The sequence below is a fragment of the Polyangium jinanense genome (assembly GCF_028435265.1).
In the GTDB taxonomy this organism is placed as follows: domain Bacteria; phylum Myxococcota_A; class Polyangia; order Polyangiales; family Polyangiaceae; genus Polyangium; species Polyangium jinanense.
Genome location: NZ_JAGTJK010000025.1, coordinates 74,555 through 93,652 on the forward strand (window position 1 = coordinate 74,555; position 19,098 = coordinate 93,652).

9 protein-coding genes are annotated in these 19,098 nt (G+C 68.6%); 2 read left to right on the forward strand and 7 right to left on the reverse strand.

The genetic code is table 11. The annotated features are described in order from the left end of the window. Nucleotides 1–14: 14 nt before the first annotated feature. The 5 genes from KEG38_RS33875 to KEG38_RS55735 are packed head-to-tail and all read right to left on the reverse strand — an operon-like array spanning nucleotide 15 to nucleotide 11,173. Nucleotides 15–1,064: a pentapeptide repeat-containing protein gene (locus KEG38_RS33875; RefSeq protein WP_272424312.1), complete on the reverse strand. Its 1,050-nt coding sequence runs from the start codon at nucleotides 1,062–1,064 to the stop codon at nucleotides 15–17. Beyond that, on the reverse strand, nucleotides 1,057–3,762 hold the full coding sequence (locus KEG38_RS33880; RefSeq protein ID WP_272424314.1) for a DUF2169 family type VI secretion system accessory protein: 2,706 nt from the start codon (nucleotides 3,760–3,762) through the stop codon (nucleotides 1,057–1,059). The genes KEG38_RS33875 and KEG38_RS33880 overlap by 8 nt, the downstream gene beginning before the upstream one ends. A gap of 25 nt (nucleotides 3,763–3,787) precedes the next feature. Next, nucleotides 3,788–6,226 carry a type VI secretion system Vgr family protein gene (locus KEG38_RS33885; RefSeq protein ID WP_272424315.1) on the reverse strand — a complete coding sequence of 813 codons (2,439 nt, stop codon included), beginning with the start codon at nucleotides 6,224–6,226 and terminating at the stop codon, nucleotides 3,788–3,790. Nucleotides 6,227–6,254: 28 nt separating this feature from the next. Next, nucleotides 6,255–8,705: a type VI secretion system Vgr family protein gene (locus KEG38_RS33890; protein WP_272424316.1), complete on the reverse strand. Its 2,451-nt coding sequence runs from the start codon at nucleotides 8,703–8,705 to the stop codon at nucleotides 6,255–6,257. A 14-nt stretch (nucleotides 8,706–8,719) separates the two neighbouring features. Continuing rightward, nucleotides 8,720–11,173 (reverse strand): type VI secretion system Vgr family protein, encoded by a 2,454-nt coding sequence (locus KEG38_RS55735; protein WP_272424317.1) that lies wholly within the window; start codon nucleotides 11,171–11,173, stop codon nucleotides 8,720–8,722. Between the two features lie 312 nt (nucleotides 11,174–11,485). On the opposite strand from KEG38_RS55735, the gene KEG38_RS33900 reads away from it, so the two are divergent. Next, nucleotides 11,486–12,562 carry an STAS domain-containing protein gene (locus KEG38_RS33900; protein WP_272424318.1) on the forward strand — a complete coding sequence of 359 codons (1,077 nt, stop codon included), beginning with the start codon at nucleotides 11,486–11,488 and terminating at the stop codon, nucleotides 12,560–12,562. A gap of 15 nt (nucleotides 12,563–12,577) precedes the next feature. Here the strand turns inward: KEG38_RS33900 and KEG38_RS33905 are convergent, their stop codons facing one another. Further along, on the reverse strand, nucleotides 12,578–14,794 hold the full coding sequence (locus KEG38_RS33905; protein ID WP_272424319.1) for a sensor histidine kinase: 2,217 nt from the start codon (nucleotides 14,792–14,794) through the stop codon (nucleotides 12,578–12,580). A 219-nt stretch (nucleotides 14,795–15,013) separates the two neighbouring features. Here KEG38_RS33905 and KEG38_RS33910 point away from each other — a divergent pair, with 219 nt between their 5' ends. Next, the gene (locus tag KEG38_RS33910) at nucleotides 15,014–15,601 is read left to right on the forward strand and encodes a DUF4274 domain-containing protein (RefSeq protein WP_272424321.1); all 588 of its coding nucleotides are present in this window, start codon (nucleotides 15,014–15,016) and stop codon (nucleotides 15,599–15,601) included. A gap of 24 nt (nucleotides 15,602–15,625) precedes the next feature. Here the strand turns inward: KEG38_RS33910 and KEG38_RS33915 are convergent, their stop codons facing one another. Further along, nucleotides 15,626–19,069 carry a WD40 repeat domain-containing protein gene (locus KEG38_RS33915; protein WP_272424324.1) on the reverse strand — a complete coding sequence of 1,148 codons (3,444 nt, stop codon included), beginning with the start codon at nucleotides 19,067–19,069 and terminating at the stop codon, nucleotides 15,626–15,628. Nucleotides 19,070–19,098 lie beyond the last annotated feature (29 nt).

The following is a 19,098-nucleotide window of genomic DNA, read 5'->3' on the forward strand; positions in this document are numbered from 1 at the left end:
TCCTGATCGAACGGTCAATACGGCGGGTTCCAGTCCTCGGACGTGACGACCTCGGCCTCGTCTCCGAGGGCGGCGGCGCGGCTGCACCAGATCGTATCCTTGTCTTTGACGCGGTGGAAACGCGTCCGGAAGACCTTCGCCCCGGTGAAGTCGGCCGCCGAGACATCGGCGTGCGTGAAGTCGGCGTAGGTCAGATCGCAGCCTGAAAGCCGCGCCCCCTCGCACGCGGCGCGGTGGAAGATGGCCTCGTCCACGCGCGCGCCCGAAAGATCGGCGAGTGGCATCTTGGCGTCGGCGAAGAGCGCTCGCGTGAGGCACGCCTTCGTGAAGGTCGCGCGCGCAAGCTTCGCCTCGACGAAGATGGCCTGCTGCGCCTCCGCGCCGTCGAAGCACGCGCCCGCGAGGTTCGCGCGCATGAAGTTGCACTGACGCACGATCGCCCGCTCGAAGGAGGCGCCCTCGAGGTCTCCGTCGATGAACTGCGACAGCGTCAGATCCATCGCCGCGAAGCTCACGCCGCGGAGCTTGGCGCCGATGAAGAGCGTGTTGTCGAAGCGCGCCTCGGCGAAATCGGTCTTCTCGAGATCGGCCTTGTAGAGCGTCGTCTGTTTGAGGCACGCCCGGGCGAGGATCATACCTGTCACCGTCGACTCGACGAACCCGGCGCGATCGAGGTTCGAGCCCGAGAGATCGGCGCGCGTGAGATCGCTCTGCGCGAATCCCGAGATCACGAGGTCGGATCCGGCGAACCGCGCCTCCGTGAGATCACACTGGTAAAACTTCACGACGGGCATGTTCCCGCCGCGCAGATCGGCGCCGCGCAGGCTCGAGCGATTGAACACGGCGTGGCGCAGGTTCGCCTTGTCCATGCGGGCGCCTTCGAAGTCGCACTCGCTGAGCACGCTCTCCTTGAACAGGCATCCGCTGAGATTCGCCCCGCGGAACGAGACGTTCTCGAAGATGCCGCCGGAGAGATCGGCGCCGGCGAGATCCAGACCGGAGAGGTCGACCCCGGAGAGGATCTCCCCGCCCTTGACCATCTGCACGAGCTCGCTTTTATCCACGGCTCTCCTTGCTGCCTGGCTTGACCACGGCGCGCGGCGTGGTCGGATCCACCGTGGTCGCGGCGCCCGCGCTGCCCTTCGGCGAGACACGAACCTGCGTGACGAGGGCATCCAAAAAGCTCGTTTTGTCGTCACCGACGGCGCGCAAGAGGTCGGCGCGGAAGAGGTTCGCGCCCTTGAAATCGGCGCGGCCGAGCTTGGCCTTGAGGAAGATCGCGCCCTCGAGGTTCGCCGCGACGAGGCTCGCGCCCGTCAGATCCGCGCGCATGAACAGCGCGTTCTTGGCAACGGCGCGGTAGAGCTTTGCTTCCCGCAAGACGCACTTCGAGAGGTCCGACGAGGAGAGCGTCGCGCCGCTGAAATCCGCGTGGCTGAAGTCGGCCTCGCGCAGCGTCGCCGCGGCGATCGTCGCCCCCGTGAAATCCGCGCCGACGAAGGAGCAGGGCTCGGCGAGCCGCATCCCGCAGAGGTTCGCCTGCAGGAACGACGCGCCGTCGAGCGTGCACCGCACGAGCGAGGCGTGCTCGAGCGTCGCGTTCGCGAAGTTCGCGTTCCTGAGGTCGACCTCGACGAGCATCGCGTGGACGAACGTCGACGCCCGCAGATCACAGCCGCGCAGAAGGTTGCCCTTCATGATGCACTTATCGAAGCGCGCCCCCGCGAGAGCCGCGCCGTCGAGCAGAACGTCGGAGAGATCGGCGAGCTCGAACACGACGTCGCGGAACGACGCGCCCGTGAGGTCGGCTTTGCTGAGGATCGCGCTGTGCAGCGTGACTCCGTCGAGCTTCGCGTTCCTGCCGTTCGAAGCGCCGAGGTTCGCCTCCGTGAGATCGGCGCCCGTGAGATCGGCGCCCACGAACGCGGCCCCCGCGAGCACCACGCGCGAGAGCTTCGCACCTGAAAGGTTTGACCCCGAAAGATCGGCGTTCTCCAGGAACGCCTCCGTGAGATCCACGCCGCGGAGGTCCATCTCGGAGAGATCGGCCCCCGAGAGGTCGATCCGCGCGAGGCTCCGGCCCTCCGCGTGCGCAGCCGCGACGCGCCTCCGCAGCTCGCTGCGCGCGGGTTCTTCGAGGCGACCGGGACGGTGCTCGGCGAGATGGGCTCCGTCGCGATACGCGTTCCGCGCCTCCTCCTCGGCCTTCCGGAGCTTCTGCTCCGTGGCTGGATCCGCGAGCGCCGCGTCGAGATCGGGCGTCGCGACGTTCGCGTTGTGGCAAAGCGTCTGGATGTCGCGCAGGCGCTCGAGCTCCTTGTCCGCGGAAAACTTCGGCGGCCCGGCGGCTTCCTTCTTCATCCGCTGGACCTCGGCGTCGTAGTCGAGGCCCGCCGTGGCGTAGCGCTTGCGCGCGTCCGCGAGCGCCTTCTCGTGCGCCGCGTCCATCTTGCGTTGCGCCTCCGCGAGATCCCGCTCCGAGCGCTCCACGAAGTCCGGAAGGTCCCCGAACGAGGGCCCGTCCACGGGCTTCGGCCCCTCGACGACCGGCACGAGATCCGGATCTCCGCCGGCCGCCAGGATGGCCGCGCGTGTTTTGTCGGCCTCGCGCCGCGCGCGCTCCGCGAGGTTTTTCTGGAGCAGGTTTTCCGAGCGCGTGAGATCGAACATCGCGTCGATCTCCCCGCCTCCCGAGGCCTTGCCGCCCGCGTCCGGCGGCAAGAGATCGCCGTCGCGGAACACCTCGGAGGCCTCGCGTTTCGGATCGAGCCTGCGCGCGAGCACGGCGCGGTAGTGCTCGATCGGCCGGGGCGCCGCGCGATCGTCCGCGGCGACGAGCAGGTGGAGGATGTCGTCGGCGTCATCCTCGGCGATGGCCCAGAGCCCGCGGAAGGAGAGCGCCACACGCTCGTGGTGCGGGAAGAGCTGCACCGTGTCGAGGTGCAGCGGGATCTCGCGGAACACGTCTCCCTCGGCCGTCCGTTGGGTCACAAAGCATCGACCGACGACGCCCGGCAATCGCCCCTCGATCCGAGGTTTGTCGGGGTGCATGTTCTCGACGACGATCTCCTCGACGCCCTCGAAGTAGCCGGCCGCGAGCTTCTGGTCGTTCGGCGCGGCGTTCCACATGGAGAGGTCCATGTCCTTCGCCAGGCCCGGCAGCTCCTCGCGCATCCACTTCGTGTCGTAGGTGCCGATCTTCGGCCACCGCTGGGCCCAGAGCAGATCGTAAGGCCCGAAGCCCGCCGGCTGCGGGCGATCGGACGTGCTCTTGATGAGCTTGTCCGGCAGCTCGATGTTCGGCAGCCGGTGCACCGCGCGCCCGTCCTCCAGGACCTTCGCGAACCCCACGCCGATCGGGTTCTGTGGAAACCCCTCGCCGCCGAAGGCCCGGTCGTAGCGGATGGGCATCTCGGTGAAGAGCTCGGGATCACTCGGCGTGCCGTCGCGCCGGAAGACCCGATCGCCGATGACGTAGAGCGTCTTGTCGATCGGGCCGACCTTCACGCGCACCGAGGCGGCGGGCCGCGGCACGCGATTCGCCGTGTAGCAGCGGCCGTGGACGAGCACTTCGCCACGCTGCTTGGGCATGCACTCGTCGATCACCGCCTCCTTGCCGAGCTCCGCGGCCGCGAGGCGCCAGAGCTCGACCTCGGAAAGGAGGTTTCGAGCGGGGCCGAGATCGCAGAACACGAAGATCGTCGGGACGAAGTAGTGCTTGCGATCGAGCTCGAACGTCCGCGTCAGGACGCCGAGCTTCATGGGCTTGATCGTCTTCAAGGTGCCGTCACGTGAACGTATGCACGCCCGAGGGGTGGATGAGGACGCCGATGGCCACGAGCTTCACCCCGTCCTCGTCGAGCTTCGCGCCCGCGGCCGTGGACTTGAGGCCCGTCGTGCGGAGGTTCAGACCCGTGAACGACATGGCCGTGCCCTTCGCGGAGGCCGTGAGCGCGCCGTAGCTCGTGGACTTGCCCGTCGCCGCTGCTTTGAACACGAACATGTTCAGCTTCACCCCGACAAGGTGCAGCTTGATCAGCATGTTGATGTCGAGGCTCGACGCTTGATGCGTGATCGGGCCCGCCGCGACGTGGATGGTCGCCGCGCCGACGTCCACGGTCTCCGAGCCTCCGATCTCCGTGTCGTAGTTCCCGCCGATGAGCTCGCCGAGCACGGCCCCCGCGTGGATGGTCCGCGCGCCGGCGATGTCCGTCGTCTGGTTGCCGCCGTAGTCCTGAAGAACGATCGCCCCGACGGTCTGATCCCGCGTCGCGCCGTAGGTCTCGGTCCAGTCCGCCGCGATGCTCGTCGTCCGCGCCGCGCCGTACGTCTCGCCCACATCGCCGGAGACGCTCTCTTTCAGGGCGCCGCCGACGATGTTCGCGTGGCTCGCGCCCGTCTGCCGCGCCTCGTTGCCGCCGATGATCACGAGCCGGCTGCCGCCGATCATGCGGATCTGGTTCGCCCCGATGGTCTCGGTCTGGTTTCCGCCGACGGAGAGCGTGTCGTTCGCGCCGATCTGGATGGTCTGGTTGCCCCCGATCTCCTCGGTGTTGCTTGCCCCCACGGTCATGAGCGCGTCGGCGCCGACGTTCTCCACGCGCTCGTTGCCGACGCTCGTGACCATGTCCTTGCCGGCGTTCATGTAGATGCGCTCGCTGCCGGCCGTGTCCTCGAACGAGATCTCGTTGCGCACGCCGCCGCCGGGCGTCGAGAGCGACCACATCGTGCTGTGCGTCGGATTCGTCTGCGCGGGACGGTTTTTCCCGTTGTAAACGCGGCCCGTGACGAAGGGGCGATCGGGATCGCCGTCCTCGAACTCGACGATGACCTCGCTCCCGACGCGCGGGTGCCAGAGGCCGCCCTGGCCGCCGCGCGCGAACGGCTCGCTCACGCGGACCCACTTGCTGGAGGCCTCCTTGGCGAGCCGTTTTTCCTCCGTGTCCCAATGAAATCGGAGGCGCACGCACCCGATCGAGCGCGGGCCCCCGAGGTTCACCTCGGCCCCGCGCGCGCTCGGCTCCGCCGTCACGAACGCGGTCTGGGATCCGAGGATCCGAGGCTTGCGTGTCCTTCGCGCGGGGCGGAAGCGGCTCTCGGAGACGTCGCTCCCGCGCCCGCGGCAGGCGCACTCGATCTCGACGCGGAACGGCTCCGCCGGGGCGCCGCCCGCATCGACCGAGAGCACGCCTTGCTGATGGCCGACGGCCCAGAGGCGCGTGACGAGGTACTCGCCCTCGTACCGGGCCTTGGGGTGCTCCAGCGTGAAGATCGATCCGGCCGAGAGCACGCGCGTGACCCCCTCGCCGACGGCGAAGGATGCCTCGGTGTGGAGCTCGTCGAGCCTCGCCTCCGCGAGGGGCCCTCCGAGCTCGGCGCTCTCGAACGAGCCGCCGTGGAAGGCGTACACGGACAAGTCCTGCGATGCGCCCGAGAGCGCGTCCACGTCGAGCGCAGGCTTCTCCCAGCTATACGCGCCGAGGTGGACCTTGGTCTCGCGCAGCCGTGCGCCGAGGCGGAACGTGCCGATCGCGCGGCCGGGTTTGCCCGGACCGAACACGTCGTCGCCCGGGACGCGCGATCGGCCGAAGTCCTTGTCCGAGAGCACGAGCAGGCTCGCGTCGTCGGTGTGCTCGAAGTGGTAGCTGATCCCCTCTTCTTCGAGCAGCCGCGCCACGAAATCGAGGTCGCTCTCGTTGTACTGGACCACGTACGGCCGCGCCTTCGGATCGTCGAGCCGGCTGCCCTTGATGCGAAACGTGAAGCGCTCGGCCGCGGCCGTGAACGCGGGCGGGCCGACCGGAGGATCGAGCGAAGCGCCCGAGGCGAGCGTCATTCCCGCGTCGGTGCGGAGCACGCTCTCGAGGATCTGCCGCAAGGTCTTGTCGAGGAAGATGCGGCTCCGCGTGCGGTACCGCGCGCGCGCGAGCGGCGGCTCGAGGACCACGCGGTAGACCGAGCCCTCGGGGACGGTGGTGAGGTCCTCGGCCTCGGTGACGACGCCGTGCACGACCTTCCACGCGGGCGCCGAGGCCGTCGCGATCCAGAGGCTCGCGCGCTTGCCGATCATGGCTTCGGGATCGAGATCGGCCTCCTTCGCGAGGAGATGGAGCTCGTAGCGGAAGAGGCGGCTCATCCCCTCCTCGCCCTCGAAGCGCGCGACACGCAAGGGCTCCGGGGCCTCGGCCTCGTCCTCCCACGCAAACACGAAATCGTCGGTGTTCATCGGTTTCCTCGTGCCAACGCGAGCGCCCTCAAAGCTTGATGATGAGCCCGACCCTCGTCTTGACCCCGTTGTTCTGCATGTGTCCCCCGTCGACGCGCGTGAGCAGGCCGAAGAAGTCCACGTCCGCGCCGACGAACTCCAGGTTGAGCCCGGCGGCCGCGGCGCTCACGCCCATCGTCGACGACGAGTACCCCGTGGCGCCGAGCGCGATCCCGCCGATGGTCACGTCGAGGCCCGTGATCGTGTACTTGGCGACGTCGACGTCGCTCCGGTTCGCGTCGAGCGCCTTGTACCGAGGCGCGAGGTAAATCGCGCCGCCACCCGTGGTGAGCGTGTGATCGGCGGCGACCTTCGTCGTCACCGAGCCCGCCACGATGCGGATCGAGGCGGCGGAGACCGTCGTGTCGAGGCTCGCACACGAGAGATCACGGTTGCCCCCGACCATCTTGAGGTGCGCCGCGCCAAACGACTGCGTGTGCGCGCCCGTGATCGTCGTGGTCCGGTTGCCGCCCACGGTCTCGGTCTCCGACGCGGCGACGCTCGTCGTCAGCGTGCCGCCGATCTCTTCGATCACGCCGCCGCCGACGAGCTCGCTGTGCGCGGCGGCAATCGAGATCGACTGATCCGCACCAACAAAATGCCCCTCGTTGCCGCCGATCACCGTCGTCGCGTTCGCGCCGATCGTCGTCGACACGTTCCCCCCGATGAGCGCCGTATCGTTGCCGGCCACCGTGACCGTCTCGTCGCCGCCGATCGTCACGGAGCAGTTCGCGCCGATGGTCTCCGTGTCGTTCGCACCGACCTTCATCGCGCTGTTCGCGCCCACGGTTTCGGTGCGCTCGTTCCCGACGTCGGTCTCCATGTCCTTGCCGGCGTTCGTGTAGATGCGCTCGGCGCCCGAGGTGTCGTCGAACGTGATCTCGTTGTGCACGGCGCCGCCGGGGCTCGCGTTCGACTTCAGCGTGCTGATCGTGGGGGCGCCCCCGTGGTAGGGCCGGTTCTTGCCGTTGTAGACGCGGCCGACGACGAGGGGGCGATCGGGATCTCCCTCCTCGAAGTCGACGATGACCTCCGTGCCCACGCGCGGGTGCCACACGCCGCCCATGCCGCTGCCCGCGAAGGGCTCGCTCACCCGCACCCAGGCACTCGACGGCTCCTTCGCGAGCCGCGCCTCGTCCGTGTCCCAGTGGAACCGGAGGCGCACGCAGCCGATCTGCGCGCCCACCGGCCCGCCGACGTGGATCTCCGCGCCCGACGAGGAAGGATCCGCCGTCACGATGGCCGTTTGTGTACCAACGATCCGCGGCCTCGGCGTGACACGCGGCGGGCGGAACCCGCTTTCCTCGATCGAGGTCCCCTGCCCTCGCCGCGCGCATTCGAATCGCGCAAGGAAAGGCTCGCTCGCGCCGCCGTCCGCGCCGCTCGGGAGCACGCCCGCTTGCTCGGCCACGACCTCGAGCGAGGTCACGAGGTACTCGCCTTCGAGGCGCGTTTTCTTGTGTTCGAGCTTGAAGAGCGTCCCGGCGCCGAGGACCCGCAGGTGCCCCTCGCCCCGCGCGAACCGTGCCTCGGTCCTGTGCCGTTCGAGCCGCGCCTTCGCGAGTGGCCTTCCCTGGCTCGCTTCGTCGGGATAACCGCCCGGATACACCACCTCGAAGAGATCCGCGTCCTTGCCGCCGGCCCGCGCGGCCATCTCGAGACCCGGCTGCTTCCAGTTGTACTCGCCGAGCGAAACCGCCTCGGGCCGCATCCTGCCGCCCGTGTAAAACCCGCGGATCTCGCGCCCGTCGATGCCGATGCCGACGAGGTCCGGCAAGAGGCGCGGGCGGCCCGCGTCGCCGTCCGAAAACACGAGCAGGCTCGTCTCCGCGCCATTCTCGACGTGGTAGGTGATCCCTTCCTCTTCGAGCAGGCGCGAGACGAACGCGAAATCGCTCTCGTTGTACTGCACGACGAACGGTCGAACGCGACGGCTGTCGAGCCGCGAGGTGTCCTCGACGCGCCACGCGAACGCCTCCTTCGCGGGCGAAAACCCGGCGTCGCCGAGATCGGGCGCCAGCGCCTCGGCGCCCGCCTCGTGGACGAGCGGATCGCCGAGGAGCACGGCCGAGACGATCTCGCGGAGCGTCTTGTCGAGGAAGATCCTGCACCGCCGTCGATGCATCGCGCGCGCGAACGGCGGCGCGAGCACGACACGTAGCGTGCGTCCCTCCGGCAGTCGGGAAATCTCCTCGGCCTCCACGACGATGCCGTGCACGGCCTTGAATGCAGGCGCCGAGAGCGTCGCGATCCGCAGTGTCGCTCGTTTGCCCACGAGCGCCGGAACCGCGGTGGTCCCGACCGGATCGAGCAGGAGGATCTCGTAGCGGTAGAGCGACGAGATCGCCTCGATCCCGCGAAACCGCGCGATCCGCAGGGAGGCCCAAGGGGAGGCCCCAGCGGCCTCTTCACAAGCGAACGTGTAGTCGAAGTTCGGCATACGTCCTCTTGGTCTCAAGCCTCGACGTTTGGCCCGCCGCCCTGGTTGTCCACGCCCGACGCGACGAGCCCCACGGCCGCGATCTTGAGGATCCCGCCGCACATCCTCTTCTCGTAACCGTACGCGCTCGGGCTCGCGCCGCTCTTCGACTTGGCGATCCCCGTGATGTCACGGGTCATGCCGATCGCCTCCAGCGTGATCACGTTGATCGACATGGAGGAGCCCTGCGCGTCGAGCTTCGCGCTCTTGATGTCGTCCTCGAATCCCGAGAACGTGAGGTGCAGCGGGCCCGACCGCGTGATCGAGCCGCCGACCTCGAGCGTCTGCGGTCCCCCGCTCGCCTCGATCTCGACCGCGCCCACCTTCGTCGTGACGCTGCCCGTCACCACGGTGCTGTAGTTGCCACCGATCATCATCAGCCGCGCGGCGCTCACGTCGAGCGCGTGCGAAGCCGCGCTCTCGGTCACGTTCCCGCTCACCGAAACCTTCATCATCGCGCCAAAGCTCTCGGTCACCGCGCCGCCCACGGTCGTCTCGCGCGAAGCCCCATATGACTCGTTCACATCCGCGCCGACGCTCTCCGTGACGCTCCCGCCGACGCCGATCGTCTGGGAGCCGCCGACCATGTTCAGTTCGTTCGCGCCGACCGAATGCGCGAGGTTGCCGCCGATGATGGTCACCGCGTTGCCGCCGATGGTGATCGTCTGGTTCCCGCCGATCGTGAGCGTGTCGTTCGCGCCGACGCTCTCCGTGCGATTTGCGGCGATGGTCTCGGTGTTGTCGCCGCCGACGGTCATCTTCGCGTTCGACACCACGCTCTCGCGCCGGAAATTCGCGACGTCGGTCGTCTGGTCTTTGCCGGCGAAGGAGTGCAGCACCTCGCCGCCCGCCGCGTCGCCGAACATGATCTCGTTGTACGTGCCGCCGCCGGGCGTCGAGAGCGACTTCATCGAGCTCTCGTGCCCCGCGCCGCGCGCGGGCAGGTTCGCGCCGTTGTAGACGCGGCCGACGACGACGGGTCTGTCCGGGTCGCCCTCGTCGAAATCGACGATCACCTCGTCGCCGACGCGCGGATGGAACACGGCCCCCTCGCCGGCGCCGGCGAAAATCTGGCTGACGCGCACCCACAGGCTCGAGGGCTCCTTCGCGAGGCGCGCCTTCTCCGTGTCCCAGGCAAACCTGAGCCGCACGCAACCCACGCTGAGCCCGTCCGGCCCGCCGACGTTCACCTCGGCCCCGGTGCCGGGATCGGCCGTCACCACGGCGGTCTGCACGCCACGGATGCGCGGCTTTGACGTGCGAAGCGCAGGGCGGAACCGCGACGGCTCGACGGCGCTCCCCGCGCCGCGCCGCGCGAGCTCGAAGCGCGCCTCCCACGGCACCACGTCCTCGGCCGCCGGCTGTGACAGGACGCCCGCTTGCGCCCCGCGCACGTCGAGACGCGTCACGACGTACTCGCCCTCGTGGTCCGGCTCCTGGGCCTCGAGCTCGAAGATCGATCCGGCCGAGAGCACCCGAACCGAGCCCGCGCCGGCCGCGTACCTCGCCTCCACGTGATACCGATCGAGCCGCGCGGACGCGAGCGGCTCGCCTTTGCCAGGCGCATCCGCGTACGCGCCGGGATAATGGTACTCGGCGAGATCGCCGCTGCCGGCCTTGGCCATGATGTCGAGCGTCGGCTTCCTCCAGTCGTGATCGTCGAGCACGACACGCGTCGGGCGCAGGCGCGCGCCGAGCGCCACGTGACTCACGCTCCGGCCGGGGATCGCCGCGCCGAGCTGCGCGGGCGCGAGGCGCGGCCGGCCGGCGTCGTGATCGGTCAGGACGAGCAAGCACGTCTCCCGGCCGTTCTCGAAGTGGTAGCTGATGCCCTCTTCCTCGAGCAGGCGCGAGACGAACGCGAAATCGCTCTCCTCGTACTGCACGACGAACGCTCGCGCGCGTGGATCGTCGAGCCGCGAGGTGTCCGTCACGCGGAACGTGAAGAGCTCGCGGGCGGGGGAAAAGGTTTCCGTATCGTCGTCGTCTTCGACTTCGGCGGCGCTCCGGTGCTCCATGAGCGGATCGCCGGCGAGGACGGTCTCGAGGATCCGACGGAGCGGTTTGTCGAGGAAGATGCGGCACCGCGTGCGGTGCTGCGCCCGCGCCCAGGGCGGGTCGAGGATCACGCGGAGGAGCGTGCCCTCGGGGACATCGGCGAGCTCCGAGGCCTCGCGGACGATGCCGTGAACGACTTTGAAAGGCGGGTTCGACAGCGTAACGATACGCAACGTCGCGCGTTTGCCCACGAGGTCGCGCGGATCGACGTCGGACGCGCCGGCCTTCGCGAGCAGGGTGATTTCGTAGCGGTACGGCTCGGAGAGCGCTTCCCGACCGCGGAAACGCACGACCCGGAGCGCCCCCCACGCCCCGAAAGGCCCCTCGCCGGGTATGGCTTCGCACGCGAAGGCGAAATCGTCATTGGGCACGCGCGGGTTCCCTTTCCTCGATGGGGATGTTCACCTGGCGCGAGCGGGGTTTCAAGGGGGCTGGTGGCGGTGACGCGAACGTAAACGTTGACGCGCGCGGTAATCGTATGCAAGATTGCTCGTTTTGGCGGGCGTCGCCGCAATCAATTCATTACGAAACGCGACGGAGGACACTCCCGATCCGCACCCCTCGCGAAATCGGAGGCCCAAAGCCTTGCCTTGCCGGCCGGTCGGCAGGTCATCGAGGTTTCGCATACGTTTCTCCACACTTCCGTTCCAGACGATGTAGGATGCGCGCTGGAGAACGAGCTGATGATCGAGCGCGCGACCCTGGGTGGTGTGGAATTCGAATACGATACCGAGCGGAAGACGTTACGCATGGGGGGCAACCCCGGCATTTTCATCTGGGTCGAGAGTACCCTGGCCGGGCTGCTCTCAGGGCTGCAGCGTATGGTGGGCACCGAGCGGATCCGGCTCTCGCTCCACGGCGGCGGGCGCGACGGCGTCGATGAGGATTGGGCGTACATCTGCCAGTCTCCCACCTTCGAACAGGGCTTCGCCCAGCTCACCCAGGTGGCCGCGTCCGCTGGCTGGGGCGTCTGGGAGCTCGTCTCGCTCGATTCAAAGGCCAAGGAGGCCCGCGTCCGTGCCCGAAACCACTGGGAGGCCGACTGCCAGAAGGCGCTCGGGGTGAGCTGGGGCTCGAGTTACCTCGGCGGCAAGTTCGCGGGGATCTTCCAGCGGTTCTTCGGGGTCTCGCAATGCTGGGCCGAGCAGGTCGCATTCGCGACGAAGGGGGAGGACTACGACGAATTCGTCATCCGGCCCTCGGAAACGAGCCTGGAGGACCGTGTCGAGCGCCTGCTCGGCACCGACGAGGCGACCAAGGCCGACCTGGCGGTGGCCCTCGAACGGGTGCGCAAGGAGGTCGAGGAGCGCGCCGAGACCGAAAAAGAGCTGCGGGAAAAACTCGACCTCATCGCGCGTCAGGAGGAGGCCATTCGCGCCCTGTCCACCCCGATCATCGAGGTCTGGGACGGCGTGATCACCCTGCCGCTGATGGGCGTCGTCGATAGCCAGCGCGCCGCCGAGACCATGGAGCGGTTGCTCGAGGCAATCGTGCAGAAGAACGCGCGCAACGCAATCATCGATTTGACCGGTGTGGACGTGATCGACACGTCCACCGCCGACCACATCCTGCGGCTCGTCCGCGCCGCCGAGCTGCTCGGCGCGCGCTGCGTGATCACCGGCATCCGCCCCGCCGTCGCCCAGACGATGGTGTCGATTGGCATCGATCTGTCGAAGCTCGTGACGCTCGCCAGCCTGCGCGACGGCCTCTTGCTCTGCATGGGCGGAGCGCGCACGGCCCGTCGAGCGAGTGCTCGGTAGAACATCCACGTATCTTCAGTTTTCGCCTTCCTTTCCAGCAGACCGCGGCGGCCCCGCGCGAGGCAGCTCCACCGTGAACATCGTTCCGCTGCCCAATGTGCTCTCGACACGAATCGAGCCGCCGAGGGCCTCGACGATGGAACGCACGATATAGAGCCCGAGGCCGAGGCCGGCATACGCGCGCGACGAAACCGCCCGTTCGAACCGTTCGAAGATGTACGGCAGGCGATCGGGAGGGATGCCGATGCCATGATCGCGCACCGTGAGCCGCGCCATTCCATCCGCCTCGCCGACCCAGATCTCGATCGGACGACCGGAGCCGAACTTGATCGCATTCGAGACCAGGTTGGTGACGACCTGCTCCAGGCGGATGTGATCCCAGCGTCCGACCATGGCTGGCTCGGCGTGCAGCGTCAGTGGACAGGCGGCCCGGGACAAGTCCTCCGTGAAGCGCTCGGTGACGTCACGGACGACGGCTGGGAGATCGACGTCCTCGATTTGCAAATGGAGGCGCCCGGTCGTGATTCGCGTGACGTCGAGCAACTCCTGGATCAGGCGCGCGAGCTTTTTTACTTGTCGCTCGACCCGCGTCAGGGACGGCGGCAATGGATCGCCCGATTGCGCTGAGCCTCTCTTCAACGTCTGCACGTCGAGCTGGAGGCTCGCAATCGGCGTGTTCAACTCGTGCGACGCAATCGACAAGATTTCATCACGCAGGCGAACGGCAGCCTGCGCGTCACGGTAGAGGCGCGCGTTGTCGATGGAGATGGCCGCGCGGCGGGCGAGCTCGGTCGCGAGCTCGAGGTCGGCGGGGCTGTATTGCCGACCGAGCGTCGCACAGCCGAGGGAGAGCACCCCGATCGTCTGTCCGCGAACGGAGAGCGGCACGGCCATCGCCGAACGCGTGCCGAGCGCCCGGATCAGGCGCGCATGCTCGTCATCAATGGCGTGCGCCTTGAGGACCTCGTCCGTGACGAGAGGCAGCAGCACGGGCTTGCCCGTGCGGAGGACACGACCCGCCGGCTGGGGCGAGCTCGCGTCGGCCGCGTAGTGCTCCTCGAGCTCGCGGAGAAGCGCCTCATTGGAGGGATCACGGTGCGCGCCGCCGAGGCGCCGGATCACGCCCCCCTCGCCGACGTCGATCACGCACCAGTCGGCCATCGACTGCACGCAGAGCCGCGCCAGCGCGGCGAACCTGGTCGAAAAATCCAGCGACTCCGAAAGGATCTCGGAGGCCGTGGCGAGAAACTTCATGCGCTGCTGCGCCCGCTCGGCGGCGGCTCGCGCCTTCTGTTCTTCGACGACGACCATCGCGAGGAGCAGGATGAGCAGATTGAGGACCGCGACATACGTTTGTACGGTCAGGACGCGCGCAGCCACGGACGCGCTGCTCATGGCGAAGGGGCCGCGTCCTTGACTCGTGTGCAAGGTCGCCATGAAATCGACGATGACCGTGGCCGCCGTTGCGCCTCGGGGTCCGAATCGAATGGCCGCCCATGCCGTCAGGGGGAACAGGAGGGCGGGAAGCGCCGATTCGATCTCACGCGGCCGCACGCTGGCGAACACCCAGTACGCCCCGACCGTCAGTATCACGAGCAGGCTCAATGCTTCGGCAGCGCGGCCGGAGCGCGACGGCTCCGGCTCGGTCCACGTCAGAAACAGCGGACACAGCAGGATGACCCCGAGGGCATCGCTGCTCCACCAGGCGACCGCTACCTTCCAAAACGAGTGTTCGCCCAGCCACGCGACGCTCGCAGCCGCCGCGACGAGGGTGCCGGGAAGCGCCCCGACCACGGCTCCGAGGAAAACCAGACGCACGACGTCCCAGGGGCGCCGGAACACGAAAACCGGGTGCGCCTGTCGGCGCAAGAACGAGGCGCCCGTGAATGGCAGGAGACCGGCCGCGGCGCCCCAGGCGATGGCCAGACCGGGCGGTTGCCCGTGCAGCAAGACGACCAGCACCTCTGCCAGAAAAATAACGAAGAGCCACGCGGACCATTGGGCCGGCGTCGTGCGGAGAAACCAGGCCATGGTCAGCCCGCTGGGCAGCCAGAACACGGCATTGTTGGCGGGCGGGAAGACGAAAAGGTAGCTCGCTTCCGAGAGACCGAGGTGGGCCAAAAAGAGCACGACGCAGGCGAGGACCGTCCGCGCCGGCTGGACGCTCATGAGCCAGCGGCGCAGCCCGCCCGCGAGCACGCCGCTTTCGTAATCGGCGGAAAACGTCCCCATGCGGACCAAAAAACCTTCTGGCCCATACTACGATCGTAGGGCCGCGCGACCACGCGTCACTTCCACTTCCGCCGCCGCTCCGCTCTCGCCTGCGCGGCTGCTCCGGCGTACGCGTTCGGTGTGGCTCGTCCGAGCGTCGCGCTCCCGAAAACCGCAGGACCCAGAAATCAAAGAATTCCGCTCGCGTCGACGGCTCGCGTGATCCATGGTGCCCGCCCCATGGCCACCCGCACGGTTCCAGCGAAGAAAACCTCCAAGCGCACACCCGCCGCGACGAAGAAAAAACCCGCGCGCACGGCATCCGCGAAGCCGGCGCCGAAGCGCGCGCCCGCCGTGGAAAAAGCACCCCCGAGCCCCGAGCAGGCGGCGCACGCCTTCGACGCGGTCGCGTACCGCCGCAACTGGCGAAATGGCTCGCGCGGCGGGCGGGCGCTGCTCAAGAATCCCCATTGCGACTATGGCACCGCGCTGATGCTCTACTGGCTGGGCGCGCCGTACTTCGAGCGGCAATACGCCACCGATCGGGAGATCCCCGAGTTTGCGCGGGCAGATATCGCCCTGATGCGCGAGCTCGAGCAGCGCCTCCTCGCGCGCGACTTCGCCACCGCGGTGGTTGCCTTCAACCCGCGCCGCGACATGCACTGCTCCATCGATCCGCTCGACTGGGTGACGCCCAATCCGAACCATCCGCCGCTCTTGCGCCCGCCCCCGCCCGCGGCGCTCATGGAGCCGAGCGTGCCCGACCCCGCGTGGGAAGCCGCGGGGCGCCCGTCGGGGCGCCCGGTCTGGCAACCCCAAAAGCCCTGACGCCGTCGCGCCCACGCCGCGGGCTCAGAACCCGTCGCGATCGGTCGCCTTCAGCAAAATCGAAAGCCCGCGCTGCGGCGCGCCATTGAGGTCCTGCGGCATTTGCCGCAGGATGTCGACCGTCGCCGCCCACAGGCCGCGCTCCGCCGCGGCGGACAGCAGCGGCCCGTTGCGGTACGAGCGCATCCCCTTGCTGATCGCCATGAACGCCCGGTGCGCCCCGGCGAGGTCGCCGGCCGCGGCCATCACCGCCGAGACCTCTTGGAGTACGATGTCCGGATACCCCTCGCCTCGGGCCATCTCGATCGCTTGATCCAGCAGCGCGGTGCATTCGTCCGCGAGCCCGCCGCGGGAGGCGAGCGCCGCCATGCGCTGGAGCGGCTTGCGCTGCTGCTCCAATTGCTCGCGGGCGCGCGTGAACCACGCCATCCATTCCGGATGCGAAGGATCCAGCGAGCCGAGCACGCCGACGCGCACCTCGAACACGTCCAGCTTGTTCGGCGCGCCCTTTTCGAGCTTCGCCGCGATGTCGAGCCGCCCGAGCGCCGCCGCTGCGCCGGCGAGGTGGCACGGGAAGTCGAGGCTCTGCTTGCGTAGCTTCGGCGCCGCCTTGAGGATCGTCTCGAAATGCTTGCCGGCGCGCTCTGGGGCCACACGCGCGAGGCCTAGCAAGTACTTAGCCGAGCTCTCGTACTTCGGCACGAGCTCCTCGGCCATGGCGGCCTCGGCGCGGGCCGGCTCGCCGGCGGCCGCCATCGCGGCCGCGAGTCGGAGGCGCGCTACGGTGGTCGACAGTCCGTCGAATTCGGAGAGCCACGAGACCGCGGCATCCCATTCCTTCAGCGCGATGAGCCGGGAGAGCCCGCGGTCGAGCAGCTCGAATTCGTTGTGCGCGTCGCGCTCCTTCATCTGCGAAACGAGGGATTTCAGCTCCGCCGCCGACGCGCGCGGACAGATCGCCGAGAACACGGCCCGCGTCTCGGTCCACGACGGCTTCTCATCTCCGCTGGCGATCATGTCTATCGCCTCGTGGATCCGCCCGACCGCGGCCAGGGCCTCGGCGACCACGCCGCGATTCTCGCTCGCATTGGTCTCGGGGTCGACCGTGGCAATGGCCGACGAAAGCAGTTTGTCGCCGCGGGCCTTTTCGCCGAGCAGCACCCAGCCCGCGCCGATCATCGCCTGCGGCCGCGACGCGCTGTGCTGCTTGGCTTCTTTCTTCGTGAGCAGCTTCTCGGCCTCCTCGAGCCACCGGCGCAGGGTCTTCGTCTGCGCGTCTGTCAGCGCCTCGCCTTTGCGCCACGCGAGCGCGGCCACGACCGTCTCTCCGCGTGCCCGGGCCGAAAACCACGGATCGTCCCATTTGGGCCAGCCGCCGGTGCCGTCGAGCGCTGCCGCGGCCCGATCAAAAAGGCCGAGCGCCATCACTCGCTCCGCGAATTCCCGCCGGTAATTGTCGCCGTGATATCTGACGCGAAGCGACTTGATGCCCTCCTCGACCAGCGCCGCGACGTCGTCGATCGAGCCTCCCGGCGGCGGCCACTTCACTTTCTGCGGCCTCGCCGGCGCCTTGCCCTTCTTGCCGAACTTGCGCTTGAACGACGCCGACGCCGCGGGATCGGCCGCCGCCGCCGCCGCGTCCGGCCACACCTTCGCCTCGCCCCAGCGCCACGGCCACGCCCATTTGCGATCGATGACCCACGCGATCTTGGCGTCGATCTCGGCCACGCTGGCGCTCGCGTCGGGCGGCCCGATCACCACGCCCTCGGGCAATGCCGCGGCCACCCGCTCGCCGTCGAGCGGGAATGCCGGATTCCAGTCCCAGGTCGATCCAAAATCGTCGCCGCCGAGCGCGAGGGGGCTGTCGCCGCTCGCCTCGATCGCCGGGCGAAACCGACCGAGCTCCGCCCCGTCGTGATCCCGGAAAAACACAAGCCCTTTCGCCGTATTGCTGACGAGCACGCCGTCGCCATACGCCACGCCGCCGCTCGGCGCGGCAATGTCGAGCCGTTTTGCCGGCGCGTCGCCGAGCTCCCAGACTTGCAGCCGCCCGCCCACCAAAATCGCCGCCGCGCGACCGTCGGGGCGCCACGAGAATTCGTACGTCTCGTCCTCGTCGGTCCGCGGCGCTGGCACGTCGAGGCTGTAGCGGTACGTGCCGCGGTCGTAGATGAAGATCCCCGGTTCCGCCCGCCACTCGTTCTCGGGTTGCACGATCGCCGCGAGCCGCGCGCCGTCACGCGAATAGAGGAGCGACGCGGCGCCGACGTGCATGGGCAGCTTGCCATTGGGCAGACCGGTGCTCGCGTCGTAATAAACGATGCCGGCCGGGTGCATCACGAATTCGTTTCCGTCGGGGGAGAACGAGACCGGCGGATGCGCCTTTTGCTCCCACAAGATCTTTCCAGTCTTCGCGTCGAGCGCGAAGACGTGCGACAAACCGCTGGTACCGACGATGCGATCGGGGTGCGACCAATCGATGCCACCCATCGGGTGCAGGCGCGGCTCGGAGTGCGGATCGTTTGGGTCCGAACGGTCGGTCGATTGACACCAGCGCGGCGCGGGCCGCCGACCGACGAGCGGTACGATCGCCCCGAGCGCGAGGTTCGGGCCCCAGCAGGCGATATAGACGTCGCGGCTGTTCGACGACCACGCCCACGACGGCGGCCGGTTCCATCCGTCGGTCACGTAGGCGCACGAATCGGGCTCGCCGGACGCGCCGAACGGGTCGAAGCTGCCGACCCCGTTGGTATCGAACGCGAGGCCGACGCGCTTGCCGTCGGGTCGCCATTGAATGCAGCCGCCATGATCGGGCCAGCCGACCCCGCCGCGCACGCGCAGCATGTTCACGCAGCGCCCGGCCCGCACGTCCCAGATTTGCAGCACGCCGCCGTGATCGTAGTCGTCGCCGACCCACGACCCGGTGGCGAGGAAACGCCCGTCGGGCGAGAGCTCGCTCTCACTGACCTCGACGTCGTGCCCGTGCGCGTGCTGCAGCGTCGCGCGGGGTCGCAGTCGCGCCGTCGCGGCGCGGTGGGCCGCCGTGATCCCGTGCGCCGCTTCGTGGGCGTAGAGCACCTCGCGCAGGTCCGAAAGATCGCGATCGGCCTCGAAGTCGTCCCACGGCAGCGCCTCGATCGCGGCCGTGAGCGCAGGCCCGGGCACCTTCGGGTCGAGCGATGCGAACGACGACGACGCGCGGCTCGAACGCGCCGGCGCCTTCTTCTTCTTCGGACCGGCGAGCAGAGCCATCAGTTCGTCCTCGCCGAGCACCGTGATTCCGAGGCGCCCCGCCGCGTCGATCTTGCTGCCGGCCTTCTCGCCCGCGAACAGGACGTGCGTCGACTTGCCGACGCTGCTGCCGATCTTGGCCCCGAGCGCCGCGAGTTGCTTCTCCGCCTCGGCGCGCTTCAGCTTCGAAAAGGTACCGGTGAGGACGACGGTTTTCCCGCGAACATCCAGGGCCATGGCTCACGGATCTACACGTTTTCCCGCGC